Origin of the sequence: Paenarthrobacter sp. NPDC058040 (assembly GCF_042885775.1) — a bacterium.
GTDB lineage: Bacteria > Actinomycetota > Actinomycetes > Actinomycetales > Micrococcaceae > Arthrobacter.
This window is the reverse complement of the sequence record NZ_JBHVRN010000007.1, coordinates 196504-219644: the sequence shown is the minus strand read 5'-3', so window position 1 is coordinate 219644 and position 23141 is coordinate 196504. Positions and strand designations below refer to the sequence as shown.

General features: G+C 63.0%; 29 protein-coding genes. 12 read left to right on the top strand and 17 right to left on the bottom strand.

Features of this window, described 5'->3' with window-relative positions:
- Positions 1-20: 20 nt before the first annotated feature.
- Positions 21-737, bottom strand: a complete 717-nt coding sequence (locus ACFVSJ_RS11810; protein WP_387436980.1) for an ankyrin repeat domain-containing protein — start codon at positions 735-737, stop codon at positions 21-23.
- A gap of 9 nt (positions 738-746) precedes the next feature.
- Positions 747-1319 carry a heme-binding protein gene (locus ACFVSJ_RS11805; RefSeq protein ID WP_387436979.1) on the bottom strand — a complete coding sequence of 191 codons (573 nt, stop codon included), beginning with the start codon at positions 1317-1319 and terminating at the stop codon, positions 747-749.
- Positions 1320-1506: 187 nt separating this feature from the next.
- Here ACFVSJ_RS11805 and ACFVSJ_RS11800 point away from each other — a divergent pair, with 187 nt between their 5' ends.
- From ACFVSJ_RS11800 to ACFVSJ_RS11780, 5 genes are all read left to right on the top strand, one after another.
- On the top strand, positions 1507-2685 hold the full coding sequence (locus ACFVSJ_RS11800) for a sensor histidine kinase (protein ID WP_387436978.1): 1179 nt from the start codon (positions 1507-1509) through the stop codon (positions 2683-2685).
- Positions 2682-3308 (top strand): response regulator, encoded by a 627-nt coding sequence (locus ACFVSJ_RS11795; RefSeq protein ID WP_387436977.1) that lies wholly within the window; start codon positions 2682-2684, stop codon positions 3306-3308. The genes ACFVSJ_RS11800 and ACFVSJ_RS11795 overlap by 4 nt, the downstream gene beginning before the upstream one ends.
- 54 nt (positions 3309-3362) lie before the next feature.
- Positions 3363-3929 (top strand): HdeD family acid-resistance protein, encoded by a 567-nt coding sequence (locus ACFVSJ_RS11790; protein WP_387436976.1) that lies wholly within the window; start codon positions 3363-3365, stop codon positions 3927-3929.
- A 69-nt stretch (positions 3930-3998) separates the two neighbouring features.
- Positions 3999-4805 carry an exodeoxyribonuclease III gene (locus ACFVSJ_RS11785; protein ID WP_387436975.1) on the top strand — a complete coding sequence of 269 codons (807 nt, stop codon included), beginning with the start codon at positions 3999-4001 and terminating at the stop codon, positions 4803-4805.
- Positions 4806-4841: 36 nt separating this feature from the next.
- Positions 4842-5741, top strand: a complete 900-nt coding sequence (locus ACFVSJ_RS11780; protein WP_387436974.1) for a hypothetical protein — start codon at positions 4842-4844, stop codon at positions 5739-5741.
- A 10-nt stretch (positions 5742-5751) separates the two neighbouring features.
- On the opposite strand, the gene ACFVSJ_RS11775 is transcribed toward ACFVSJ_RS11780, so the two are convergent.
- The 5 genes from ACFVSJ_RS11775 to ACFVSJ_RS11755 all read right to left on the bottom strand — a co-directional run bounded on the left by ACFVSJ_RS11775 (position 5752) and on the right by ACFVSJ_RS11755 (position 10512).
- The gene (locus ACFVSJ_RS11775; RefSeq protein ID WP_387436973.1) at positions 5752-6804 is read right to left on the bottom strand and encodes a LacI family DNA-binding transcriptional regulator; all 1053 of its coding nucleotides are present in this window, start codon (positions 6802-6804) and stop codon (positions 5752-5754) included.
- Positions 6805-6955: 151 nt separating this feature from the next.
- A complete protein-coding gene (locus ACFVSJ_RS11770) occupies positions 6956-7231 on the bottom strand; it encodes a hypothetical protein (protein ID WP_387436972.1) in 276 nt (91 codons plus the stop codon).
- On the bottom strand, positions 7228-8112 hold the full coding sequence (locus tag ACFVSJ_RS11765) for a carbohydrate ABC transporter permease (RefSeq protein WP_387436971.1): 885 nt from the start codon (positions 8110-8112) through the stop codon (positions 7228-7230). Before ACFVSJ_RS11765 ends, ACFVSJ_RS11770 begins: the two co-directional genes overlap by 4 nt.
- 1 nt (position 8113) lies before the next feature.
- Positions 8114-9133, bottom strand: a complete 1020-nt coding sequence (locus tag ACFVSJ_RS11760) for a carbohydrate ABC transporter permease (protein WP_387436970.1) — start codon at positions 9131-9133, stop codon at positions 8114-8116.
- 86 nt (positions 9134-9219) lie between these two features.
- On the bottom strand, positions 9220-10512 hold the full coding sequence (locus ACFVSJ_RS11755; protein ID WP_387436969.1) for an ABC transporter substrate-binding protein: 1293 nt from the start codon (positions 10510-10512) through the stop codon (positions 9220-9222).
- Positions 10513-10779: 267 nt separating this feature from the next.
- Here ACFVSJ_RS11755 and ACFVSJ_RS11750 point away from each other — a divergent pair, with 267 nt between their 5' ends.
- Positions 10780-11187, top strand: a complete 408-nt coding sequence (locus tag ACFVSJ_RS11750) for a multiprotein-bridging factor 1 family protein (protein WP_387436967.1) — start codon at positions 10780-10782, stop codon at positions 11185-11187.
- On the opposite strand, the gene ACFVSJ_RS11745 is transcribed toward ACFVSJ_RS11750, so the two are convergent.
- The 8 genes from ACFVSJ_RS11745 to ACFVSJ_RS11710 all read right to left on the bottom strand — a co-directional run bounded on the left by ACFVSJ_RS11745 (position 11184) and on the right by ACFVSJ_RS11710 (position 15468).
- Positions 11184-11885, bottom strand: coding sequence for a DNA alkylation repair protein (locus ACFVSJ_RS11745; protein ID WP_387436966.1), 702 nt, complete (start codon positions 11883-11885; stop codon positions 11184-11186). The genes ACFVSJ_RS11750 and ACFVSJ_RS11745 overlap by 4 nt on opposite strands.
- 126 nt (positions 11886-12011) lie before the next feature.
- Positions 12012-12347: a hypothetical protein gene (locus tag ACFVSJ_RS11740; RefSeq protein ID WP_387436965.1), complete on the bottom strand. Its 336-nt coding sequence runs from the start codon at positions 12345-12347 to the stop codon at positions 12012-12014.
- 176 nt (positions 12348-12523) lie between these two features.
- Positions 12524-13135: a hypothetical protein gene (locus ACFVSJ_RS11735; RefSeq protein ID WP_387436964.1), complete on the bottom strand. Its 612-nt coding sequence runs from the start codon at positions 13133-13135 to the stop codon at positions 12524-12526.
- Positions 13132-13782, bottom strand: coding sequence for a DUF6286 domain-containing protein (locus tag ACFVSJ_RS11730; RefSeq protein WP_387436963.1), 651 nt, complete (start codon positions 13780-13782; stop codon positions 13132-13134). The genes ACFVSJ_RS11735 and ACFVSJ_RS11730 overlap by 4 nt, the downstream gene beginning before the upstream one ends.
- Complete coding sequence (locus ACFVSJ_RS11725; RefSeq protein ID WP_387436962.1) at positions 13779-14159, bottom strand: hypothetical protein; 381 nt, start codon at positions 14157-14159, stop codon at positions 13779-13781. The genes ACFVSJ_RS11730 and ACFVSJ_RS11725 overlap by 4 nt, the downstream gene beginning before the upstream one ends.
- Positions 14156-14347: a DUF2273 domain-containing protein gene (locus ACFVSJ_RS11720; protein ID WP_387436961.1), complete on the bottom strand. Its 192-nt coding sequence runs from the start codon at positions 14345-14347 to the stop codon at positions 14156-14158. The genes ACFVSJ_RS11725 and ACFVSJ_RS11720 overlap by 4 nt, the downstream gene beginning before the upstream one ends.
- The gene (locus tag ACFVSJ_RS11715; protein WP_387436960.1) at positions 14344-14790 is read right to left on the bottom strand and encodes an Asp23/Gls24 family envelope stress response protein; all 447 of its coding nucleotides are present in this window, start codon (positions 14788-14790) and stop codon (positions 14344-14346) included. Before ACFVSJ_RS11715 ends, ACFVSJ_RS11720 begins: the two co-directional genes overlap by 4 nt.
- A gap of 105 nt (positions 14791-14895) precedes the next feature.
- Positions 14896-15468, bottom strand: a complete 573-nt coding sequence (locus ACFVSJ_RS11710) for a hypothetical protein (RefSeq protein WP_387436959.1) — start codon at positions 15466-15468, stop codon at positions 14896-14898.
- A gap of 113 nt (positions 15469-15581) precedes the next feature.
- Here ACFVSJ_RS11710 and ACFVSJ_RS11705 point away from each other — a divergent pair, with 113 nt between their 5' ends.
- The 3 genes from ACFVSJ_RS11705 to ACFVSJ_RS11695 all read left to right on the top strand — a co-directional run bounded on the left by ACFVSJ_RS11705 (position 15582) and on the right by ACFVSJ_RS11695 (position 17751).
- A complete protein-coding gene (locus ACFVSJ_RS11705) occupies positions 15582-16247 on the top strand; it encodes a DUF6318 family protein (RefSeq protein ID WP_387436958.1) in 666 nt (221 codons plus the stop codon).
- 28 nt (positions 16248-16275) lie between these two features.
- Complete coding sequence (locus tag ACFVSJ_RS11700; RefSeq protein ID WP_387436957.1) at positions 16276-17208, top strand: hypothetical protein; 933 nt, start codon at positions 16276-16278, stop codon at positions 17206-17208.
- Positions 17209-17451: 243 nt separating this feature from the next.
- Positions 17452-17751: a DUF4193 domain-containing protein gene (locus ACFVSJ_RS11695; protein WP_387436956.1), complete on the top strand. Its 300-nt coding sequence runs from the start codon at positions 17452-17454 to the stop codon at positions 17749-17751.
- A 24-nt stretch (positions 17752-17775) separates the two neighbouring features.
- On the opposite strand, the gene ACFVSJ_RS11690 is transcribed toward ACFVSJ_RS11695, so the two are convergent.
- Together ACFVSJ_RS11690 and ACFVSJ_RS11685 are read right to left on the bottom strand one after the other, a co-directional pair.
- Entirely contained in the window at positions 17776-18600 is an 825-nt protein-coding gene (locus tag ACFVSJ_RS11690) for a glycerophosphodiester phosphodiesterase (RefSeq protein WP_387436955.1), read from the bottom strand.
- 27 nt (positions 18601-18627) lie between these two features.
- Positions 18628-19377, bottom strand: coding sequence for an MgtC/SapB family protein (locus ACFVSJ_RS11685; protein ID WP_387436954.1), 750 nt, complete (start codon positions 19375-19377; stop codon positions 18628-18630).
- A gap of 323 nt (positions 19378-19700) precedes the next feature.
- Between ACFVSJ_RS11685 and ACFVSJ_RS11680 the strand changes: the two genes are divergently transcribed.
- The 3 genes from ACFVSJ_RS11680 to ACFVSJ_RS11670 are packed head-to-tail and all read left to right on the top strand — an operon-like array spanning position 19701 to position 22998.
- On the top strand, positions 19701-20696 hold the full coding sequence (locus ACFVSJ_RS11680; protein ID WP_387436953.1) for a carbohydrate ABC transporter permease: 996 nt from the start codon (positions 19701-19703) through the stop codon (positions 20694-20696).
- The gene (locus tag ACFVSJ_RS11675; protein WP_387436952.1) at positions 20693-21574 is read left to right on the top strand and encodes a carbohydrate ABC transporter permease; all 882 of its coding nucleotides are present in this window, start codon (positions 20693-20695) and stop codon (positions 21572-21574) included. Before ACFVSJ_RS11680 ends, ACFVSJ_RS11675 begins: the two co-directional genes overlap by 4 nt.
- Before the next feature lie 59 nt (positions 21575-21633).
- Positions 21634-22998, top strand: coding sequence for an ABC transporter substrate-binding protein (locus ACFVSJ_RS11670; RefSeq protein ID WP_387436951.1), 1365 nt, complete (start codon positions 21634-21636; stop codon positions 22996-22998).
- Positions 22999-23141: the final 143 nt, after the last annotated feature.

The following is a 23141-nucleotide window of genomic DNA, read 5'->3' as shown; positions in this document are numbered from 1 at the left end:
CGAACTGCGACCCACTTGGGTCAGCGGTTCCGAATCAAAGCCGCGATCTCCGTGAAGCCGAGCCGCTCCGCATTCTGCAGGGCGGTCCTGCCTTGGGGATCACTGATGTCCGGATCGGCCCCGGCCGCGAGCAACTGCCGGACCACGTCCTGCTGGTTCGGGCCGCCGTTGTTGAGCAGGATCGCTTCCTGCATGGCGGTCCAGCCCAGGTTGTTCACGTGGTTCACGGGCACCCCGGCGGCGATGAGGATCCGAACCGTGTCCGTATGCCCATGCTCGCTCGCCGGGATCAGGGCCGTGCCGCCGTACCGGTTGATGCTGCGGACGTCGGCCCCGGCGTCCAGGGTCAGTTGCAGGACCTCGTTGAACCCCTCCGCCCCTGCGTAGAGGAACGCGGAGTCCTGGATGGCGTCCTTCGCGTTGACGTTGCCGCCAGCGGCGATCAGCTCACGGACGCGGGCGGGATCGTTGGCTTTGGCTGCGAGGATCAGGAGCCGGTCGGTTTCCATCTGTGCCTCCGGTGGCAGTTTCGGCGGCACAGCAGCGGACGACGACGCCGGGCCGGGACCCGCGCTCGACGCCGGGGCCGTCGGGGCTGCTTGGGTGGTGGCCGCGCTGGGAGGCGACGGCACCGCCGTCGAGCCTTCCGGGCCAGGTGCCGTAATCGGCGCACAGCCGGCCACGAGCCCGGCGAGCACTATCGCCGAACCCACGGCCAAGCCGCGCAGGTTCCACATGCTCATACGCTACTTCGCTGCGCCCAAGGCGTCGGCACCAGCGGTTGCGCAGGCCTCGTCGAGGGCACCGTCGGGGGCTCCGCCGACGCCGATACCGGCCACGGAAACACCGTTCACCTTCAGCGGCACGCCGCCGGCGAGGAAGAGGGTGCCGGGGAGGTCGGCGATGGACGGGCCGTTGCCGTTGATCCGCTTGGCCAGTTCGCTGGTGGGAGCACCGAAGGCGGCCGCGGTGTAGGCCTTCTGCTTGGCGGCTTCGATGGTGTGCTCGGCCGCGTTGTCTCCGCGGAGCAATGCCTGGACGGTGCCGAAGCGGTCAACCAGGGCTACCGTGACGAACGGAAGCTTGTCCGCCTGGCACTTGGCGAGCGCAGCATTTACGGCCTTGCTTGAGGCCCCCACGGTGATGCGGTTCTGCGCGACGACGTTTTCGGGCGCAGGCTGGACGTCCGCCGGAACCTTGGCCGCGGCGACGGCAGGAGCAGCCTCGGGGGCAACTGCGTTGGCCACAGCCGTGATCCCGCCAGTGAGCAACAGTGCTCCGGCAGCGGCGGCGGCAATCATCTTGTTGGACTTCTTCACGGAGTTCTCCTGGTAGTAAGCATCGTGTACATCTCCATGCTTCCGCGCGGGCTCCCAAGCCACATCGGCCAGCCGCCGGTCCGTGCCTCATCCATTCCGTCGGAGGTATCAGCCAAAAGGTGGAGAGACCTGCAACGCCGCGGGACCTAGCATGGAAAGAGCGCCCTCAACCGAACGGGAACCATCCATGACACCTGCCCCCAAGCCGCCGGCCGACGGCCACCTGGATGGTCGCATCGATGTGGTGGTCCATCTCGGTTTCGCCGTGCTCATGGTGGCTTCGGGTGTCCGGTACGTGATGCGCCACTCCCCCGCCGACAATCTCTGGACTGTGGCCCTGGCCGCAGCCGTTTGTGCCCTGTACGCGGCAACGGCCCTCCTTGCCCGGCGAATCCGCGGCCCATGGCTTCCCTGGATGATCGCGTTGCTCGCAGCCTGGGCCGCCCTGGTCATCGTGGCACCGAGCTTCGCGTGGTGCTCCCTCGCCATCTTCTTCCTCAGCCGCAGCGTCTTCCGCGGCTGGCCGGCGTATGTTGCCGGTGGCGCCACGGCGGCCGCTACCGCCGTCGGGCTTTTCCGCATGAGTGACCGGACCGACGTCGCCATGCTGCTGGGGCCGCTCGCTGCCGGCGCCTTGCTCACCCTGGTCTACGACAAGATCGAACGCGACGCGGCGCTGCAGCGAAAGCTCTTCGCAGAGGTGACAAGAACCCAGGACCAGCTTGCCGCGAGCGAGCGGGCTGCTGGAATTGCCGCCGAGCGCGAGCGCGTTTCCCGCGAAATCCATGACACCGTGACCCAGGGCCTGGCCAGCAGCCTGTTGCTGTTGGAGGCTACGCAGCGGTCGTGGCCCCAGCCGTCCGCCCGGGACGATCTGTTCAAGGCCACGGAGCTCCTTCGGAGGAACCTCGCCGATACCCGCAGCCTGGTCCATGAGCTCTCGGCGCCGGGCCTCGAAAGGGATGCCCTTGAAGACGCTTTGGAACACGCGGCCCGGCAATACGTCCCAGCCATCAACGTCCAGGTCACCGGCGAGCCCCGGCCCGTCCCAGCGGAGGTCCGGCACACGCTGCTGCGCGTCACCCAAAGCGCCGCGGCCAATATCGGCCTGCATGCCGACGCGAAACACGCCAGCGTGACGCTGGGCTACTTGCCGGATGCGGTCACCCTGGACGTGTACGACGACGGCCGCGGCTTTAATCCCGCGGCGGTACCGGCGCCTTCGGAAGCCGGAGGGTACGGATTGCGGGCCATGCGGCAGCGCGTCGAACAGCTGGGCGGACAATTGTCCGTAGAAAGCGCCCCCGGCGAAGGGACCATCATCGGGGCGCATATGCCGTTGACTGCAACCGAGGAGAACCAGTGACCACCATTTCCGTACTCCTCGTGGACGATCACACGGTTGTCCGGAGCGGACTCAAGGCGCTGCTCGGCACCCAAGCGGACATCGCCGTCGTTGCCGAAGCGGCGTCAGGCGAGGAAGCCCTCCAAGCCGCGGAAGAGCACGCTCCGGATGTGATCCTGATGGACCTGGCGATGGGCGCCGGCATGGACGGAATCGAGGCCATCAAGCAGGTACGGCAACGCAATCCGCGGCAAGCCATCATCGTGTTCACCACCTACGATTCGGACGCAGACATCGTCCGGGCCGTCGACGCGGGAGCCATGGGATACCTGCTCAAGGACGCGGCACCGGAGGAAATCTTTGCCGCCGTCCGCGGAGCCGTGCAGGGCAAGAGCGTCATGAGCGCCCCCGTGGCTTCGAGGCTCTTCCAGCAGCTCCGCAACCCCGACGACATCCTCACTCCACGCGAAGCGGAATTGCTCAGCCTCCTCACCCAGGGCCTCAGCAACCGCGACCTGGGCAAGCGGCTCTTCATCTCCGAAGCGACCGTCAAGACACATCTGGCCCACATCTACGCCAAGCTCGGCGTGGAGACCCGGGCCGCCGCCATCGCCACAGCAATCCGGCGCGAGGGAATGCGCTGAGTTTCCCCTCCCCCAGCTATATCTACGGCAAGGCCATTGGATTAAACTGTCGCTATGTCCGACGCCTCAGGACGCAAGATGTTCAAGCATTCCGGAACGGCACTCCTGTTCCGCGGGATCCTGGCTGTGCTGTTTGGCTTCATCATCGCAGCGCTGCCCGTGGCAACGGTGTTCGCCCTGGTGTTCGTATTCGGCGTCTTCGTGATCGTTGATGGACTCACCAACGTTGCCCATTACTTCTACGATCCTTCGCGTCACTCACGGTGGTCCCTCATTGGCGGCTTCATCTCGATAGCGGCCGGCTTGGTCGCTGTCTCATGGCCGGGCATGACCGCATCAGCGCTCGCTGTCCTGATCGGATTGTGGGCACTGATCCTGGGAGTCTCCGAAATCATCCTGGCCTTCTCTGCCCGGAGCACCATGAGCGGCTGGCCCGTCTGGCTGCTCACCGGCGTGGTCACCGCCCTCTTTGGACTCCTGGTGATCGTCAATCCGGGCCTCGGGTTCCTGGCCATGGCGGGCTTCCTGGCAGCGTTTGCCGTCATTGCCGGGCTGCTCTTGATCGTGTGCGGAATCAGGCTCCGCCGGGGTGCTGCGGCCACCAGGCTCTACGCCCACTGACGTCTCCCGGCCAGTCGCAATCCTTTCGGAGGGGATGCGCCCGGCCCCAAGTTCGGTAAGTTAGTGGCTGTGAAGATAGCTACCTGGAACGTGAACTCCCTCCGTGCCCGCGCCGACCGCGTGGAAGCCTGGCTTGAGCGCAGCGACTGCGATGTCCTGGCCATCCAGGAGACCAAGTGCAAGGACGACAACTTCCCGTGGGAGCTGTTCGAGCGCATGGGCTACGAGGTTGCCCACTTCGGCGTGAACCAGTGGAACGGCGTAGCCATCGCCTCCCGCGTAGGCCTCGAAGACGTGGAGCGTACGTTCGTTGACCAGCCGGCGTTCGGCAAGGCCGGCAAGGATCCCGCCCAGGAAGCCCGCGCCATCGCGGCAACGTGCGGCGGAATCCGTGTGTGGAGCCTCTATGTGCCCAACGGCCGCTCGCTGGACGACGAACACATGCCGTACAAGATCAAGTGGCTCGAGGTCCTCCGCGGCCAGGCAGCCGAGTGGGTACAGTCCGATCCGAACGCCCAGATTGCGCTCATGGGCGACTGGAACATCGCTCCGTTCGACGACGATGTGTGGGATATCCAGCTTTTCCGCGACAACAACTTCACCCACGTCAGCGAACCGGAGCGCGCCGCGTTCCACGCGTTCGAGACCGCCGGGTTTACCGACGTCGTACGGCCTTACACTCCGGGTCCGGGTGTCTACACGTACTGGGACTACACCCAGCTGCGCTTCCCCAAGAAGGAAGGCATGCGCATAGACTTCTGCCTCGCCTCGGCGCCTTTGGCCGCGCGGGTCACGGGTGCGTCGATCGACCGCGAGGAACGCAAGGGCAAGGGCGCCTCGGACCACGCTCCCGTGATCGTGGAACTCGCAGACTAACCACCCGCTGACTCGGACGAAAGGGGCTGGCCGGACATGAGTGGAAACCTGTACAGGGGCCAGGCCGGCCTGCCCTTTTCCTCGTCCCTGCGCATCTACGAGCCCCTCGAGGCGTTTCCAGCGGAACAGCAGCGCCAACTCGTGGCGGACAGCGGCAAGATCGCTTCCCGGGCCGCCGTCGAGGATGCGGAGCTGCAAGCCTCGCTTGGACGCATCACGCGCTCCGGCGGCGATCCCTTCCCCACCGGACGGACCGATCTGGTGCGCATGACCCGCGTTCCCAACGGCCGGCACGCCGCACCGGAGGGTTCGGGTGGGGAAACGCGGAATGACGACGCCGGACGGCTGCTTTACTGCCCCAGCCAACTGGTGATTCGGGCCGGTTTGGCGGCCAATGCCCTGATGGATGGGGTGCACAGCCCGCTTGCCGACCTGCTGATTCCCGTCTCACAGCGGGACAAGCACCAGGTCCGGATCGACCGCATCAACGCCGGCGACGACGCCAAACGCGTCCACACCCGCGCCTCCACTTGGGGTATTCCCTTCAGTTGGTTCTCGCTGTTTGCGGAGTCGGACCGCAAGGACGTGGTGGAATCGGACGGGCACATCGTCACCGTCCGGGTGTGGACTCCCCTCACCGACGCCCTGGACCGGGCACGCTTTGCCGTGGCCCACTTGGCCTTGGCTGCTCCGGACCTGGACATGCTGGACGACCTCACGCAGCTCACCGAGTGGCTGGAACTTTTCCACGTCCAGTCCATGGTGGAGTTGGACTACGGAGCTGTGGCGGACAAGGTCTATCCGGACGAATCCCCCATGGATGTGCGCTTGGGCATTGAGTGCCTCGCCGAAGGGGACATGACGGGGGCCGCGGCAGCGTACCGTCGCCTTGCCTCGCGCTGGATCCCGATCCGGCAGTTGGCGCGGGCTTCCTGAGTCTTCTGCCTTAGCGGCAGGGCGGCGCCGTGGTCTCGCGGACTATCAGTTCATGCGGCGCAACCTGGGAGCGGACAGCACCGGCATGGCCGTCCAGTTCGTCCAGGAGCATCTTCGTTCCCAGTTCCGCCTGGTTGTCCGGCCTTTGGCCAACGGTGGTCAGGCCAAGCGAAGCCGAGAAGTCATGGTCGTCGATGCCGATCACCGAGAGGTCTTCGGGCACCCGCACCCCGTGCCGTGCGGCTTCGAAAATCACTCCCATGGCCATCTCGTCCGACGAGCAGAAGATCGCCGTCGGCTTCCGGCCGGGCTGGCTCCAGAGCCGGCTGAAAGCCTGCTGGCCACTGGCGACGGTGAAATCTCCCCATTCGTCCCATTCAGGGCGGACTTCAAGACCGGCGTCGGACATCACTTCCTGGAAGGCGCGGATCCGGACCCGGGGAACGTCAAAGTTCAGGTCCGTTTCGTCGTCACCATGCAGCAAAGCGATGTCCTTGTGCCCCAGATCCAGCAGGTGCCGGACGGCCGTTGATGCAGCGTCGTAATCGTTGATGCCTATGTACGCGCAGTCTTCGACGTGCCCACCGACCACCACCAGCGGTATGTCGATCTTGTGGAGGTGCTCCAACTCTTCCTCGCTGAGCGCCATGCACAACACCAGGAGGGCATCGATCTGCTTGTAGACCATGGTAGAGCTGAACAGCCGCTCGCGGTTGCTGCCATGGCCACCAAGGTTGAACAGGGAGAGGTTGTACTTGCGGGAGTGCAATTCCCGGTCGGCTCCCTCAATGGCCTTGGAGAAGAACCACCGGCTCACGAAGGGCGCCAGGACTCCTATGGTCCGGGTCCGCCCGGTGGCCAGGCCCGAAGCCGAGGATGAGGCAACATATCCCAGCGAGGCCGCGACTTCCAGGATCTTTTCGCGCGTGGCGGGCGAGACCCTGGGCAAGCCCCTGACAGCGCGGGAGACAGTCGCCGTGGAGACCCCGGCAGCGGCTGCGACGTCCTCGATGCTGACGCCCGTATGGCCACCGCGCTGGGCCCGTTCGTTCGTTTTAGCCACTAAAGCCCCCTCATTAGGTGCATGCCGAAGGCCGAGGGCTCCTCCCAGACGGCGTCTTTTAGCCTATCCGTCCGTGTGCCCTTCGCCGATTTCGCACGGCTTGATGTCGACCCACTGTTAAGTTGAGGTGCTGTTCAGATGATGGCGCGCCCTAATTGATGCGCCGTGAGGTCCTTTCGGGAAGCTTGCGGCGAAGCCGGATCATGCCCCACAACGCAAGCACGGACGCGAGGAGGCCCAGGGCCCAGCCCAGAGCGGGCTGGGACGTAAGCTCCATGTACACAGTGACGGCCAGGAGGACCAGCGTCCAGAAACCCAGCAGCCCGATGATGATGTCGAAGTCCTCGCCCGAGCGTATGCGCTTGGTTTCGGGATCGGCCTTGCGGGCTGCTGCGGCTTCCTGCCGTCGGCTGGCTGAACTGCTCACTTCACCGCACCTGCCGTGAGGCCGGCAACGATCTTGCGCTGGAAGACGAGCACCAGGATCACCAGCGGAATGGTGACGATGGTTCCGGCCGCCATAACCGCGGTGTACGGCTCCTGGTGAGGCTGGGCACCGGCGAACGAGGCGATGGCCACGGTGACGGTCTTCGTTGAGTCATTCGACAGCTGGCTGGCGATCAGGAACTCGTTCCATGCCGAGATGAACGCCAGGATGGCCGTGGTGAACGTGGCCGGAGCCGCGAGCGGAAGGATCACCTTGCGGAAGGCCTGGCCCTGCGTGCAACCGTCAATACGGGCTGCTTCTTCAAGTTCCCACGGCATCTCGCGGAAGAACGAGGTCAGCGTGTACACCGTCAGCGGAAGCACGAAGGAGATGTTTGGAATGATCAGCGCCTGGTAGGTACCCATCCAGCCGATGTTGGTGAAGAGCTGGAAAAGCGGGGTAACCAAGGCAACGCCGGGGAACATCGAGGCGCCCAGGATGAAGCCCAACACGATGAACTTGAACCGGAAGTTCAAGCGCGCGAGGGCGTAGGCCGCGAAAACGCCAACCAGCAGGGCAACCAGGGTGGTCACGGCACCGACGATCAGGCTGTTGGCGAGGTTCCGGCCGAAGTGGTTGCCCAGGCTCTCATCGAACACCGTGGCGAAGTTGTCCCACGTAACGTGCGTGAAGAACGGCGTGGTGTCGAAGGTATAGCCGACGTCGCGGAACGCAGTAACGATCATCCAGTAGAACGGCGCAAGGCACCAGATAAGGATGACGGCGGCACTGACGTACGTACGGAAGCTTGCCCAGTCAAAGGGCCGCTTGGGACGTTCGGTGGAGGAGGATGTGGCCCGCGTGGCTGTAGCTGTGCTCATCTCACTTGGCCTTTCCGGAAGATGTGGCTGCACCCACGGCGTTCGCTCCAAGGAAGCGGACGAAGATGAAGGCCACGAGGAAGATGACTATGAAGGTGATGGTGGATAGCGCCGCCGCGGAGTTGAACCCTTGCCGGATTTGTTGGACCACCAGGATGGACAGCGTGGTTGTGCCGTTCGCGCCCTGGGTCATGATGGCCGGAAGGTCGTACATGCGGAGTGCGTCCAGCACACGGAACAGGATGGCAACCATAAGCGCGGGCTTGACCAGCGGCAGCGTGATCAGACGGAAGCGCTGCCAGGTTGACGCGCCGTCCACCTTGGCTGCCTCGTAGACCTCATCCGGGATCAATTGCAGACCGGCGAGGATCAGCAGGGCCATGAAGGGGGTGGTCTTCCATACATCGGAGATCACGATTGCCCACTTTGCGGGCCATTCGGAACCGGTCCAAAGGATCTGGGTGCCGAACAGTTTGTTGGCGATGCCTTCGAAGGCGAAGATGAAGAACCACAGCTTGGCCGTAACGGCGGTGGGGATGGCCCACGGAACCAGGACGGCTGCGCGGATAAGGCTCCGGCCGCGGAAAGCACGCGCCATGATGATGGCCATCCAGAAGCCGAGGACCGTTTCAAAGGCCACGGTGACTACGGTGAAGAAGAACGTGGTTCCCATGGAGTCCCAGAATTGGGATCCGAGGGTGCCGGGAGGACACGCAACAGCGCCGCCTCCGGGAGCTGTACATTGCTGGGCCAGCCAGTGGACGTAGTTGTCGAAGCCTGCCGGACCGCCCTCGGAGAAGAACCCTGTGGCCGGATCGAGGCCCGAGTCCTTTTGGAAGGACATGATGATGGCGTTGACCACCGGGTAGATGATCACGACCGCCAGGAGGATCAGTGACGGCGCCAAGAGCGTGTACGCCCAGCGACCCTGCGTAACTTGCTTGCGGTCGGCGCTTTCGCGCCCGGGCATCTTATGTTCGGCAGCCGTCGTCGTCTGCGGTTTTTGTAATTCTGTTGACATGACAAGACTCCTGTCAGGGAGAAGGCCGTTGCCGGAGTCCGGCCGTCCGCCCGCGGGGGCAGACGGCCGGACCAGGGCCCGGGTGGTTACTTGGCTCCGGCCGACTCAATTGCCGCCTGCATGTCGGAGATCGCCGAGTCGACGGATTTCTCTCCCTTGAGGGCAGCGTAGGCGTTGTCCTGAACAGCCTTGGTGACTGCCGGGTAGAACGGCGTCACGGGGCGCGGTACGGCGTTCTCGATGGAGGTCTTAAGAACCGGCAGGTAAGGCAGCTTGGCAACGAGTTCCTGATCGTCATACAGCTTGGTCAGGACGGGAGCCAGGGAGCCCTGCGTTGCGTAGAAGCGCTGGGTTTCCTCGCTGGCAATGTACTTGATGAAGTCCGTCACCGTCGCCTTGTTCTTGGAGTAGACGCTCATGGCGATGTTGTGGCCACCGAGCGAGGAGGCACCGGGGCCGTCCTTGCCGGGAAGCGGAGCCATCTTGAACGTGTCCTTCACTGTGGAGGAACCATCAGTCTTGGCGAGGTTGTAGACGTAGGGCCAGTTGCGGTGGAAGAGGAGCTTGCCGGCTTCAAAGGCTTGGCGTCCTTGTTCTTCCTGGAAGGTGATGGCCTCGGTGGGGATGTTGCCATCCTTGTACGCCTGGACCAGGTTGTTGAGGCCGGCCTTGGCTTCAGCGGAGTTCACCGCGGCTTTGCCGGAGTCGTCAACGATCTTGCCGCCTGCGGAGTTGATGGCTTCTGCCGCGTTAACCGTGAGGCCCTCGTACTTCTGGAACTGGCCTGCGTAGCAGCCAATGTTGTTCTGCTTGGCGATATCGCACATCTTCATCATCTCGTCCCAGGTCTTGGGCCGGGTGGGGACGAGGTCGCCACGGTAGTAGAGGATGCCGCCATCGGAACTCTGCGGAGCCGCGTAGAGCGTTCCGTTGTACGTTGCGCTCTTGACGGTGGATTCAAGCATGCCGTCCGTTGAGACTGCGGTCTTGTCCTTGAGTGGCTGCAGCCAGCCCTTTGCCGCAAATTCAGCAACCCAAATAAGGTCGACGCTCATGACGTCATAGTTGGCGTTCTTGGCCTGGAAGTTCTGGACAAGGTCGTCGTGCTGCTGATCAGCCTGGTCCGACTGCTCCTTGAACGTCACCTTCTCGTTCGGGTGCGCGGCGTTCCACTTATCGATGAGGGGACGGACAACGTTGCTGTTGTCCTTGCCCTGGACATACGTGATCGGCCCGCGGCCGTCGAGGTTGTTGGCTGCGTCGCCGCTCGCACCGCCGGTGCTCGAGCCGCCGCCTCCGCCCCCGCCGCCACATGCGCTGAGGGACATAGCAAGGACTCCGGCGATCGCTGCCGGAAGAAGGTACTTCTTCGATTTCATGCTGGGAACTCCTCGGTGAGTGGACCAGGTAATTTCCGCGATGCGGTTGATGTGGTGAGGCTCACACTAGCGAGGTACCCCGGTGGAATGCAAGCGCTTACACCGAAGTTAATCACAACGATACCAAGCAGGCTGATAATCGTCGATTTTGCGGCGGACGCGCCACGGGCGCGCCCGCGCGTTAGCACCGTCATCGCTGTCCAAGCGAGTATGTGACAGCGGAGTTCGATTTGATTGCCCAAGGTTACCTATGGAACAGTGGGAAGCGTGGATGAATTCGAAGCACTCCAGACCATCGGCCGCCTCATCAAAGAAGAACGGCTGGCGCAAGGGCTGAGTCAAGTGCAGTTGGCCAAGCAGGCCGGAACCGCCATCAAGACCGTACGCACCCTTGAATCGGGCACACGACGCACCCAGGAAATCAACCAGCGCAAGCTTGAGCATGCCTTGGGTTGGCGTGCAGGCTCAGTGTCCGAGGTCCTCAAAGGAAAGTCCACGTTCGCGCCGGACCAGATCACTCCGGACGATATGCGGAGCAGCGACGACGGCGCCCGCTCCCTGGCGAATCCCTACATCGGCATACCGGCGGCGCCCATCGCCAAGGCTGCCCATCTCACGGACGAAGAACTCCTCGCCGAACTGACTTACCGCATGATGCAGCGCAACCGGGACTAGAGTGCCTGCCTGCGCACCCTCTCGTTGATCCAGCTTGGCGCGAAGGGCGAGGTGCAGTTCGGCGGAGTCGGGTAGTCCTTCAGGACCTCGAGGCGTTCTCCGATATCCAGCGCCCTGGCCCGGAGCTCTGGGTGCTCGATCCCGATCTGCGCCAAGCAGGTGTTCATGGCCCACTGCAGGCGTTCCGGAGCGTCCTTCATGTGCTGTTCGATGACGTCCAGGAGCCCCTCGAGATCCAGGCCTCCAGGTGTCTTGACCACACGTTCGGAGGTCAACGCCCAACCGGCGCTGGCAACCACGGGGTCCGGATCGTCGAACCATGCGCGGCGCAACTCCTCGGCATGGGGACTCTTCTTCACCACGTAATTGACCAGCCAGTCGTGGACCTTCGGTGTCCGGGCAGCACGCAACATCGCATCCAACTCTTGGCGTCCGAAGGCCTTGGGCCGGCATATCAGCAGCGACAACAACTTTGCCGCGGTATCGTCCGTTGCCCAGAGTTCCTTCGCCAGGTCCTGCTGGGTCTTCAACCGTTTGGCTACCGCGCGCAGCTTGCTGAGATTGACGCCGTGGTCGTCGCCGTGTTTCTGGTTGACTTCCCGGGACCGTGGGTCCTCAAGCGAAGCGAGTTCCGCCAGGACTCCGGCCAGGACAGTGCCGTTCACTGATGCGGGCGCATGTGCTGTTGGTCCGGCCATACCGCGGTTCTCCTGTCCGTGAGGTGTTTGGATCCAGCCTACTGGGCGCCCCAACGTACGATGGCGGCCCATCGCCCTACGGGAATTCCCGTACGCAATGAACCGCCATCTTTCGAGTGGTTGGGCCTACTTTTCGCCCTTGAACAACCCGGCAATCTTGGAACCAAGTCCCTTGACGTTTTCCGCTACGTCTCCGGCAATTTCCTTGGACTTTTCGGCCACGTCTCCTGCGAGTTCCTTGGCATTTTCACCGACATCGCCCGAGAAGAATTCCTTCACGTTTTCAGCAGCGTCCGTGGCAAATTCTTTGACATTTCCGGCAGCATCTCCGGCAAATTCCTTGACGTTCTCCACAGCATCGCCCGCGAATTCCTTGGCATTCTCCAGGGCCTCGCCAGCGAACTCCTTGGCGTTTTCGGCAGCGCCTCCCGCTGCGTCTGCTCCCGTGGTTTCTTCACTCATGGTGTTCTCCTCTGTGACGGTTGGAACGCGGACCACACGCGGTTTACGTTCTCACCGGGATGGGGTCTCAGCGTGCCAAGGGAGCCTTTCCCCCTGCACTTTCAAACTATGGGGAAAAACGTTGGCTTGGCAACGCCGAACCCCATCAACGCAACATTCGTCCGGCAGGTCAGGGGTCAGCGAACCCGTTCCGCTTTGGTAAACCGGGCCCGTGCCCCGGAAACCATATGTACCAACACCGGCGTCTTTTTCCCGATGACCAGGTCCAAGGCATCCACCATTTGGGAGATTTCCGCAGCCAGGAGATGCGGAGCCACCCCTTGCCGGGGCTGAATACGGATTCGCAAACCGGGCTGGCCGTTGACCTCGTACGTGGCAACCGAAGAGCCTGCAAGGTCCGGGCGTTCCGCCAAGGCCGCGCGCAAAGCCTGCTCAGCCACGCCCCCGCCAATCCGCACCGCACCCGCAACGTGACTGTCGTCGTCGCCGGTCACCAGCAGGTTCGCGCGTCCTTTGCCCTGCTGGGAAAGCCAAGCGACCATCACCACAATCACTGCCACCAGGACCAGGCCCGCGACGATCCAGAGCCAGCTTTCCTCACGACCTGGGAACCTTGTTTGACGGAAGGCTTCCTCGGCGCCTGCCCACGCAGAAGCCGCCCACCCATGCCACCACGAGGCGACCGCGGGCACCGTGGCCAGGAGGACGAGCAGCAGCCCGACCGCCAGCAGTTTGGCTCCAATAATGAAAAGCAGCACCCGGTTCAGGGCGCGCGGCGTTCCGTTCACGCGCCGATCACCCCCGAGGTGCCAAGGTTCACCCGGACATCAGGCAGGGGCACCGGAGACATTTCCTCCAGCTCGGCACGCACCGCAGCAAGCACCGCTTCCTCACTGACCCGGCTGCCCGACGTCGGCCTGACATTCACCACAACCAGCCGCTGGGACACAACCACCATCACCTGTTCGGGAGTCACGTTGGCAGCTGTCCGGGCGCGCCGCGCCAGCGCTGAGGCAAGGACTTCGTCATCAACCACGACGGCGATGCGAGGGTCCCGGAGCAGATGCCTCGCCCGCCTGCCAGGCAGCAAAGCATGAAGGAAGAAGAACAGGCCAACCATGGCGATCACGGCACCGGCAGCGCCAAGAAGGAGCGGTTGGATTCCCGACGGAAGGGCAATGATGCGTTCAGCAGCCGTACCAGGGTCGATCAGCCACGGAGGCTGTCCCACCGCGCGCACGCCTGATTCCAGGAGTGCGTAGACGCAGAGCAGGATCACCAATACGGCGGCGATTCCGGCCGCGCCGGCACGGGACGAGTGCGTTTCCCGGCGCAGGATCCTGCCCATGGCGGGGTCCTCGCCTGCCACGGCCTGACGGGATGCGCTTGGGTCCATGTCCTGGGGCTGGAGCCCTGTTTCCTGGTCCTGGGTCACTGGACCCGGCCCCCTTCCCTGACCTGCGCGCCGCTGATCCGTATGTCCACGCGGCTCAACTGGGAGCCACTGAGCTGTGTGACGCTCTCAAGCACCAACGCCTTGGCAGCCACGGCACGGTCCCAAATCGAGCCTCCGAAACCCTGGACCCGCTGGGGCTGGCGCAGCACTTCGCTCAAGGCGGGCACGCTGATGGGCGCCACGATGGACAAAGCCAGCAGTCCGTCGTCGTCCGACCAGTCAGCGCGGATGTCGCTCGGGGCGACACCAAGCGCCTCAGCTGCCGCTGCTTGGGCCAACGATGTCAGAGCCTGGGTGCTGATCCGGTTGTGGCCGGCCAGGCTGGTGGTGGGTTCCACAGCCTCAGCCACGCTCATGACGACGAGCGCCGGCCCGTAATGGCGTCGAGGACGCTGCGGAGGTCCAGCTTGCCGTCCACCGCACGTCCCAAAAGGGCTCCAATGCCCATGAAGAGCAAGGAAATAACGAAGCCCCAGAACCCGAACTGGAAGGACATGAACGCTACGAAGGCGCCGATGGCGATTCCCACCACTGTCATGCTCATTGGAGTGCCTCCCTCTCCACCGAGGCCGTCCTGGCTCCCGCGGGCTTTGGTGGCGGGGCGATATAGACGTCGGTGACCTCGATGTTCACTTCGATGACCTGCAGGCCCACCAATTCTTCAACGGCACGATAGACCGCTGCCCGCACCTGGTTGGCAACGCCGTGGAGGGGGTGCCCGTAGACCGCTACCAGGTTGATGTCCACGGCCACTTGGGTCTCTCCGACCTCAGCGCGGACGCCTGCAGCATGGTCTGAACTGCCAACGGCGTCCCGGATGGCGCCGAGGGCACGCGACGGCCCCGAGCCCAGGGAATAGACACCCGGAACTGCCCGCGCAGCTATGCCTGCCACTTTGGCGACGGCGGCCTCGGAGATGATGGTGCGTCCGGTCCCAAGGCCCTCCGCCCCCGGCACAGGATCAATCCGCAGGTCCTGACCTGGCACGTTCTGATCTGACAAATGATCTGACACGGAGCACTCCCCTTCTCTTGAATACCACCCTAGCGCCTGCCTCCGACGCTTTGTGAGAGAAGGGAGAGCGCGGCGCCGCTACTTGCAGTTCTTGTCCATCCAGTCCTGGATGGGCTTCATCAGTTCCTCGAACTCCGGTTCACCGTATTTGCTGAAATCCGTGCCCGCCGACTCTGTGTAAGCCCGCAGTTTTTCGAAACTCGGCTTTAGCTCGTCGGGCACTTTGTCCTGCATTTGGGACAGTTCCTGCTTGGCTTTTTCTATGTCCTCCGGCTTTCCGCCCACCAAGGCAGCCAGCGGAAGCAACGTCACGCTGAGCATGGCTGCGCTGACGGAAATGCACGCCTCGGACAGTGACGTAAATTCACCGTAGCCCCCGGTACCAGCGCTTGAACCGGCACTGGTGCCCGTACTCGGGCTGGTGGATGGAATTCCCACCGACGGGGTGGGGTTCGATTGGGCCGGCGCACTCGTTGCTGGCGCCGGTGCGGAGATGGGCAGCGGGAACGCGCAAGCACTGAGGGCCAGCGCCGTTCCCACCAGGATTCCCAGCATTTTTGACGTGCGTGAACTGCCGATCATGACCATGGTGTCCCCCGTGTGGATGTGTGCGATGACGAACAGGCGAGGCCAGAATACGCCTGGCCGCACGCAGTGACCAGAGCCAGTGTTATCCACATACATTCTTTTCCGGAGTGAGTCCCTGCGTGCGCCGTGCCTAGACTGGCGAGCACTACGCCACAACAGCCGCTGGGGAGCCTGTCATGCCACACCGTTCGTTTGCCCTAATCCCGCCTGCCCGGGCATCTCTCTGGATCCGGACCATCGGCTTGGCCGTGTCCGCGATGCTGCTGTTGGGCGGCTGCCAGGGAAGCGGCACACCCTCCGGCACAAGCACGACGACGGCGTCACCCACCTCGAGCGCGACGGCGTCACGAGCCCCAACGCCCGCACCGACCGCTGCGTACAAGCCCGCCGACGCTAAGGGCAAAGCCCAGAACGTCCCTGTGCCGGTAATGCCTGCACTGGCGAAGGAGAACACGAAGGAGGGGCTGGAGGCGTTTATTCGGTATTGGTATGCGCAACAGAATTACGCGGCGGAAACCGGTGACACCAAAGTCTGGACCGACATGACCGGCCATGATTGTCTCGCATGCAACAGGATCCTCAAAGGCCTCCAAGACAGCAATGTCAACGGTCGATGGCTAGTCGGCGGGAAGATCACGATTCCCGCCGTCGAGCTCATCTGGTCTGATGGCGCAGCTGCGCAACAAGCCAGGGTGCAAATAGTTCAGGAAAGGACCGACTACTACAACGCTGACGGAACGGAAGGACGGGCCTCCCAAACGGCCACCAACTCCGCCTTCGGGGTGACCACAATGTATGACGCCGATGGCTGGAAGGTGACCGACCTTGGCCTCATTCGATAGCACAAGGTTTCGAAAGCTGAGGTGGGCAATGACTGCGGCGATCACGTCGATCGCACTGTTGACGCCATTGCCTGGCAGCCTCGCTGACTCGGAGACCTGGAGCGGGACAAACAACGAGACCGGGGCATTAGAGGTAGGTCGGAGCTTCAGCATAGACCCCACCACGGGCCAGCTCGCATCTTCGATCCAAGGAGACTCAGACTCACCCGGGGCCGAGGATCCCAACCAGTACATGGCCGATGTCCATTGCCGCGCAGGCGGAACAGACACACCCGACCGCGGATGCCTGACCATGAACTGCCCACCAGCAACACCCGGCGGCCAGGACGGCACACCCGTGATCTGGCGGCAAGCCCCCAAAGCCATCACCAACCCGGGCTGGACGGACTGGGTCCCGGTCAGCGGCCCAACCTGCCTCTACGCCGCGCAACCACAAAACGTCCTCGCCGACATCGCCGCACGGATCCTCACCGACTTCCGGCAACTACCCGTCAACCCCGGAACCCTCGAAGCCCAACCCTTCCCCAACACCCTCATCGGCGGACCCACCAACTTCTACGCCACCACCACCGACCAAGCCTTCGACCTCACCATCCTCGGCCAACACGTCCACCTCACCGCCACACCCACCAACTACACCTACACCTTCGGCGACGGCACCACCCTCGGCCCCACCCCAGCAGCCGGATACCCCCTCCCCGGCGCCGACTGGCTCACCACAGAAACCAGAACCAGCCACAAGTACACAACCACCGGCAACTACCCCGTAAACCTCACCACCACCTACACCGGAACCTACTCCGTCAACAACGGCCCGCCCCTGCCCATCAACGGAACCCTCAACCTCACCACCCCACCCAAAACCATCAAAGTCTGGAAAACAGAAACCGCCCTCGTCGCCGACACCTGCGAACAAAACCCCCAATCCTGGGGCTGCCCCAATGCCACTCCAAAGCGCTGACGGAATCAGCACCACACACGAAGCGCCCGTACCGCCACCACCAACATTGACCCCAAATCACACCCAGAACACCGGAATGCGTGGAAAGGCCGCGCCTCCAAGGGCCGAAGTGGGTCGCGAAGGTACCCAGACACGAGCAAGACTTGCCCATTGCAAATCTGGACTTGCCTAAATCATCAGCATGCTTACAATAAAACACTGAGCCGCATCGGTTCGCCCGAAACTTTGTAAAGGAGCGCAGCCATGGCAACGGATTACGACGACCTGCGTCCAGAGGTCAAAGAAGCACAGGAACAGTCCCTCGAAGCCCTCCAAACGGCGAAAGCCCCCACGGCGATGACCGCGGTCCTGGAAGTGGAGGAAAGCGACGAGGCCGACTCCAACGGCCCCGCCGGCGAGTTCATCGCCGAGGAGTTGATCGTCAACGTCATCCCGCCACTGGAGGACGAGTTCACCTGCTCTTCGTGCTTCCTGGTCCACCACAGGACCCAGATCGCAAGGGAAAAGGATGGGCTGCTCTACTGTACGGAGTGCGAAGGGTAGTGCGGGGTCGACGAATCACCCCTATCAAGGGCGCACGGACTCGAGCATAGGCAGGGTGATTGACTGGGAAACGGGTAATTCCTGCCCGAGCGCCGCAAAGGATTCACGGGCCATCGCGATGTCGTTGACGCACACGCCGTCCACCCCCAACCCCACAGCCTCGGCAATCTGCCCAGGTGTGACCAACGTCCATGGATATACGGCCAGGCCGGCCGTATGGGCCTTGGCCACGAGCTCGGCGCTTAGCAGTCCGGCTTCCGGCGCCACCGCGGAGGCACCCGTAGCCAGCGCAGCCTCGATCAGCGCGAACGGCTCGAACGGATACAAACCCAGGGATGCAACCGCGACTTCCCGGCACAGTGCCACCATGGGAATCCCAGGGAGCATCGCAGCCATGGCCCGGATGATCTGCGGATCGAAGCTGCGGACTCGAAGTGCTTGTTCGTGCTCGTGGGCTCTTAGCGCCTTGGCCAGGGCAGCTACGACCGCCTGACCGTAGTCGTTCCAGGGGGCGCCATCGGTCTTCACTTCGATGTCCAGGACCACCCGCGTGGCCCCGGCAAAACGCAGGAGGGCCAGCAGTTCCTCAAGGGTGGGCGTCCTCGGCTCCACATCAACAGCGGTGGTGGTCGAGGGATGAATTTCTACGGCAGCTTCCCTCAGCAGGGCCTCACGGATGTCCAGGGAATTGATCACGGCATCATGCCGGAGGGCCAATTGCCCGTCCGCCGTGAGCCAGATGTCTACCTCGATAGCGCCCACCCCCAGCCGCAGCGCTTCGACAAATCCAGCCAACGTGTTTCCGTGCCGCGTTGCAAGAACACCGCGGTGGCCCTGAATTTCAATCATGAGTCTCTCCTTGAAGCGATTGATCCGCTACTCGGCTTCGTCAACCAAGGAGACCTCGGTGACGGAGCCGAGCTGCGAAAGCCTGCTGACGATGGTTGACGGAGCCGCGGAGCCTTCTATTTCGAGTTCAATCTCGATGAAGTCGGCGGTAACCACTGCTTCGTCCCGCTTTATTAGTTGCTCAACAACGCGTTTCGTTTCGGCGGATCCACGGGTGGTTGTAAATCCCTGGACCTGGAAACCTTCTCCCGTGCAGGTGGAAAGCACATCACGCAGGGCACCCACGCCATCGACGTATGTCACCCGCAGGACCCACCGGCCCGGCAAGCCGAAGCGCATTTTCCGGGACATCACGGGGTAGGCGTACACAATGACGAAGTGCGCCGCGGTCACGAAGACGGCGGGCCACAGCAGCCCTGCCCCAGTAGAGGTGCCCACGGCGGCCGTCACCCAAATGGATGCCGCCGTCGTAAGTCCACGCACTTGGTTGCGCCGCACGAAAACGAGCCCGGCACCGATAAATCCGATGCCCGAAACCACTTGGGCCGCAAGCCTGGAGGGGTCCAACCGCACGAGGTCCACCATCAGGACATCACTGAACCCGTATTTGCTCACCACCATGAACAAGGCGGCACCGAGGCCAACCATCGCGTGTGTGCGCATTCCCGCGGACTTGTTCTTGCTCTGCCGTTCAAAGCCAATCGCCGTGGACAGCAGCAACGCCGCCGCCAAGGCCACGCACATCTGCCACCATTGGGTTTCCGCGCTGAAAATCAAAACTTTGCTCCTGTCCGGAATTTCGACCAAGAGCCCTTTTCTGGCACGACAGTCCAAGCTGGAAGCCCCGGGGCGGGAGGAATCCAGGACGTCGGACACAGTTCTTGAGGATCTACTGCTTGCTAATTTGTAAGGACATTAGCACATAAGTTTCAAATGCCTTGACTACAGGCCACGCGACGGCATCTTGCGCATCCAGCGCGCAGTCTGTAGCTTTGCACAAGACAAAAGGTTAGATTGTCCGGTCAAATGCCCCTTTGACCCTTTCCAACCTCGCTTTACGCTGCCCCAGACGGCGATGACAATGAAGTCAGAGGTCTGCGGTGAGCGTTGTTAACGCAAGTCATCTAGGCAAGAATGGACCCCCTCCCAGCGGGACCGGTGACACAGGTCCCGGAAGCGCCGTCGCCCGGCCGCCGGGCCCCTCAAGAAACCGCCGTTGGAACGGACGCACGCGCCGCGATGCCTGGACGTTCGTCCTGTTCGCCGCTCCCAACGTGGTCCTCATCGTGCTGTTCACCTACCGGCCACTCATCACCAACTTCTATTTCTCCACGTTGGACTGGACCCTGGGGGCAGCGAACGCCACAAGCGTGGGACTGGGCAACTATGTTGCATTCTTCACGTCCTCGGACGCTCCAACAGTCCTGGGCACCACGGCCATCTTCACCGCCATAACAGTCGGCGGGGCAATGGCCCTGGGGTTGCTGATCGCGTTGGCCCTCAACCAGAAACTCAAGGGGCGTACCTTTGCCCGGGCAGTGGTGTTTGCGCCGTATGTGCTCTCCGGAGTGGGCGTCGGCCTTGTGTGGCTGTTCATCTTCGATCCCACGTACGGGGCATTGTCCTGGATCCTTCGCGGGGTGGGCCAGGCCAGTCCGCAGTGGGTCAACGATCCCAAACTGGCGCTTGCCATGGTGATCATCGTCTACGTCTGGAAAAACCTCGGCTACTGCGCCGTGGTGTACCTGGCAGGGCTCCAGTCGATCCAACCCCAGTTGATGGAAGCCGCTGCGCTGGACGGAGCCACGAGCTTCCGGCGTTTCCGCTCGATTGTTGTCCCGCTTCTGTCCCCCACTACCTTCTTCCTGCTGATCACCTCGTTGCTCAGTTCCCTGCAGGCATTCGACATCATCCGGATCATGACGCCCTCCGGCAACGGCACCAGCACGTTGATTTTCGAGTCCTATCTGCAAGCCTTCGGCTCCTACAACAGGGCAGGCTATTCAGCCGCCATCTCCGTGGTCTTGTTCCTCGGCCTCCTGGTCATGACGGCGGTCCAATTGCGATTCGTCGAGCGAAAGGTCCACTACTCATGAGCGCCCAATCTCCGGAGGTCTTCCAGGAACGGACCAGGCCGTTGTCCTGGCAGAACCTCGGCAAAACCATTGCGGCGGGCTACGTCCCACTCATCCTCGCCACGCTGGTGGTCTTCGTCCCCCTCCTGTGGATGATGTTGTCCTCACTCAAGGCACCGGGCGAAATCGTCACCACGGACCTGGCAATCCTGCCCAAGGATCCCAACCTGCAGAACTACGTCGAAGCAACGTCAACGGTGCCGTTCCCCCGGTTCTTCCTCAACAGCGTGATCGTCACCGCCGTCGGCTCCGCCCTCAAGTGCATCCTTGCTGTTTTCACGGCCTATGCCTTGGTGTTCATCGGGTTTCCCTTCAAGCGGGTCATCTTCCTGCTGATCCTGGTAGCCCTCATGGTGCCGCCGCAGGTTTCCGTGCTGCCCAACTACGTGCTGATCGCCAGCATGGGAGGGCTGAACACGTACTGGGGCATCATCCTTCCCGGACTTGGCACCGCGTTCGGCACCTTCCTGTTGCGCCAACACTTCCTGACCTTGCCGCCGGCAATCCTGGAGTCCGCGGAAATCGATGGTGCCGGCCATTGGCGCAAGCTATGGCAGATTGTGGTCCCGGTTTCTGTGCCAAGCATCGCAACCGTGGCGTTGGTGACCATCGTCTCGGAGTGGAACGAGTACATCTGGCCACTCATCGTCACGGACCACCCGGACATGATGACCCTTCCCGTCGGCCTCACCCAGTTGGTGAACAGCGAGGGCAGCACCCAGAACTGGGGAATGCTCATGGCGGGCGCCGTGATCGTGCTGGTGCCGATCCTCATCATCTTCGCCGCGCTCCAGCGATACATCGTCTCCGGGCTGACACAAGGGTCAGTCACCGGCTAGGCCACTGCCCTTCCGAATACCACTCGCAATCCACCACCCAACAGAAAGGCCGCTTCGGCATGTCCACACCACTTTCACGCAAGCAGTTCCTCAGCGTCGCGGGAGCAAGCTTCGGAACGCTCGCCCTCGCAGCCTGCGCGGGTCCCTCAACTACCGGAGGGGGATCAGCCAGCACGGCCGCGTCCACCGATTGGTCCAAGGTCAAACCAGCCAGCTCCATCAGCTTCATGTCGAGCCACCCAGGCAAGTCCCGGGACACCGAACTGAAGCTCATCGAAGCCTTCCAGAAGGCCCACCCGGACATCACGGTGAACCTCATCACCGGCGGTGCGAACTACGAGGAAGTGGCGCAGAAATTCCAGACTGCCCAAGCAGGCAGCGATGTCCCTGATGTGGTTGTGGCATCGGATGTCTGGTGGTTCCGTTACGCCATGTCCGGCGCCATCCTCCCCATCGACAGCCTCCTGCAGGCAGCCAAGGCAAGCACCTCCGACTACGTTTCCGGCCTGATTTCCGACTACAAGTACGACAACAAGCAGTGGGCCGTGCCGTACGCGCGGTCAACGCCCCTGTTCTATTTCAACAAGGACCACTTCAAAGCGGCCGGCGTTCCGGAACAGTCACCCAAGACCTGGGAGGAGTTCGCGGAATGGGCCCCCAAAATCAAGGCAGCCAACGCGGGTGTGGCCGGCTACCAGAATGCGTACCAATACCCTGCGATTGCAGGCTACGCCGGGTGGACCCTGCAGAACGTCCTGTGGGGCTTCGGCGCCGGCTGGTCCAAGGAATGGGACATCACCACGGATTCCGAAGCATCGGTCAAGGCCCTCCAGTGGGTGCAGGACTCGATTGTGAAGGACTCCTGGGCCGGTGTTTCCTCCAAGAACGCCATCACGGACCTCCAAGCGGGTGCCGTGAGCGCAACCATCAGTTCCTCCGCCGACCTCGCCGCCACGCTCAAGGCGGCGAAGGAAGCGAACATGCGGATCGGCGTCGGATTCCTCCCGGGCGGCTCGGTGAGCCAATCCCCCGTCTGCCCCACCGGCGGCTCGGGCCTGGTCATTGCCAGCAAGACGTCACCTGAGCGTCAGCTCGCGGCCGCGATGTTCATCACCTTCGCCACAAACGCGCAGAGCTCGGCAACTCTGTCCGCGGCCACGGGCTACGCGCCGGTGGCAGTGGGAGCGGACATTGCCCCCATCCTGGCCCAGACGCCCGAGTTCCAAACCGTAGTGGACCAACTGAAGGTCACCAGGACCCAGGACTACGCACGTACCTTCCTCCCGGGCGGCGACCAGGAACTCGCCAAGGCCGCTACCAAGATCATGAACGAGAAGGCGGACGTCAAAGCAACGCTCACCGAGCTGAAGGGCGCGCTGGAGTCCATCTACACCAAAGACGTGAAGCCGAAGCTCAAGTCCTAGGGAGACCATGACGACGTCGGCACCCCGGCCCGGGGGCCGCCGCCCCCGTCCAGGCCCAACCCAAACCCATAGGGAAGTTAAAGAAATAAATCCACCAAAACCAAAAAAAGGTTGTTGCCCGGGGTGGGGGCCGACGGCCGGGC

Coding starts and splice junctions, on each gene's coding strand:
- ACFVSJ_RS11695 (WP_387436956.1), top strand. CDS start 17,452: ATGGCAACGGATTACGACGACCTGCGTCCAGAGGTCAAAGAAGCACAG.
- ACFVSJ_RS11765 (WP_387436971.1), bottom strand. CDS start 8,112: ATGAGCACAGCTACAGCCACGCGGGCCACATCCTCCTCCACCGAACGT.
- ACFVSJ_RS11790 (WP_387436976.1), top strand. CDS start 3,363: ATGTCCGACGCCTCAGGACGCAAGATGTTCAAGCATTCCGGAACGGCA.
- ACFVSJ_RS11745 (WP_387436966.1), bottom strand. CDS start 11,885: ATGGCCGGACCAACAGCACATGCGCCCGCATCAGTGAACGGCACTGTC.
- ACFVSJ_RS11705 (WP_387436958.1), top strand. CDS start 15,582: ATGCCACACCGTTCGTTTGCCCTAATCCCGCCTGCCCGGGCATCTCTC.
- ACFVSJ_RS11675 (WP_387436952.1), top strand. CDS start 20,693: ATGAGCGCCCAATCTCCGGAGGTCTTCCAGGAACGGACCAGGCCGTTG.
- ACFVSJ_RS11670 (WP_387436951.1), top strand. CDS start 21,634: ATGTCCACACCACTTTCACGCAAGCAGTTCCTCAGCGTCGCGGGAGCA.
- ACFVSJ_RS11725 (WP_387436962.1), bottom strand. CDS start 14,159: ATGAGCGTGGCTGAGGCTGTGGAACCCACCACCAGCCTGGCCGGCCAC.
- ACFVSJ_RS11810 (WP_387436980.1), bottom strand. CDS start 737: ATGTGGAACCTGCGCGGCTTGGCCGTGGGTTCGGCGATAGTGCTCGCC.
- ACFVSJ_RS11700 (WP_387436957.1), top strand. CDS start 16,276: ATGACTGCGGCGATCACGTCGATCGCACTGTTGACGCCATTGCCTGGC.
- ACFVSJ_RS11800 (WP_387436978.1), top strand. CDS start 1,507: ATGACACCTGCCCCCAAGCCGCCGGCCGACGGCCACCTGGATGGTCGC.
- ACFVSJ_RS11690 (WP_387436955.1), bottom strand. CDS start 18,600: ATGATTGAAATTCAGGGCCACCGCGGTGTTCTTGCAACGCGGCACGGA.
- ACFVSJ_RS11755 (WP_387436969.1), bottom strand. CDS start 10,512: ATGAAATCGAAGAAGTACCTTCTTCCGGCAGCGATCGCCGGAGTCCTT.
- ACFVSJ_RS11760 (WP_387436970.1), bottom strand. CDS start 9,133: ATGTCAACAGAATTACAAAAACCGCAGACGACGACGGCTGCCGAACAT.
- ACFVSJ_RS11740 (WP_387436965.1), bottom strand. CDS start 12,347: ATGAGTGAAGAAACCACGGGAGCAGACGCAGCGGGAGGCGCTGCCGAA.
- ACFVSJ_RS11720 (WP_387436961.1), bottom strand. CDS start 14,347: ATGAGCATGACAGTGGTGGGAATCGCCATCGGCGCCTTCGTAGCGTTC.
- ACFVSJ_RS11780 (WP_387436974.1), top strand. CDS start 4,842: ATGAGTGGAAACCTGTACAGGGGCCAGGCCGGCCTGCCCTTTTCCTCG.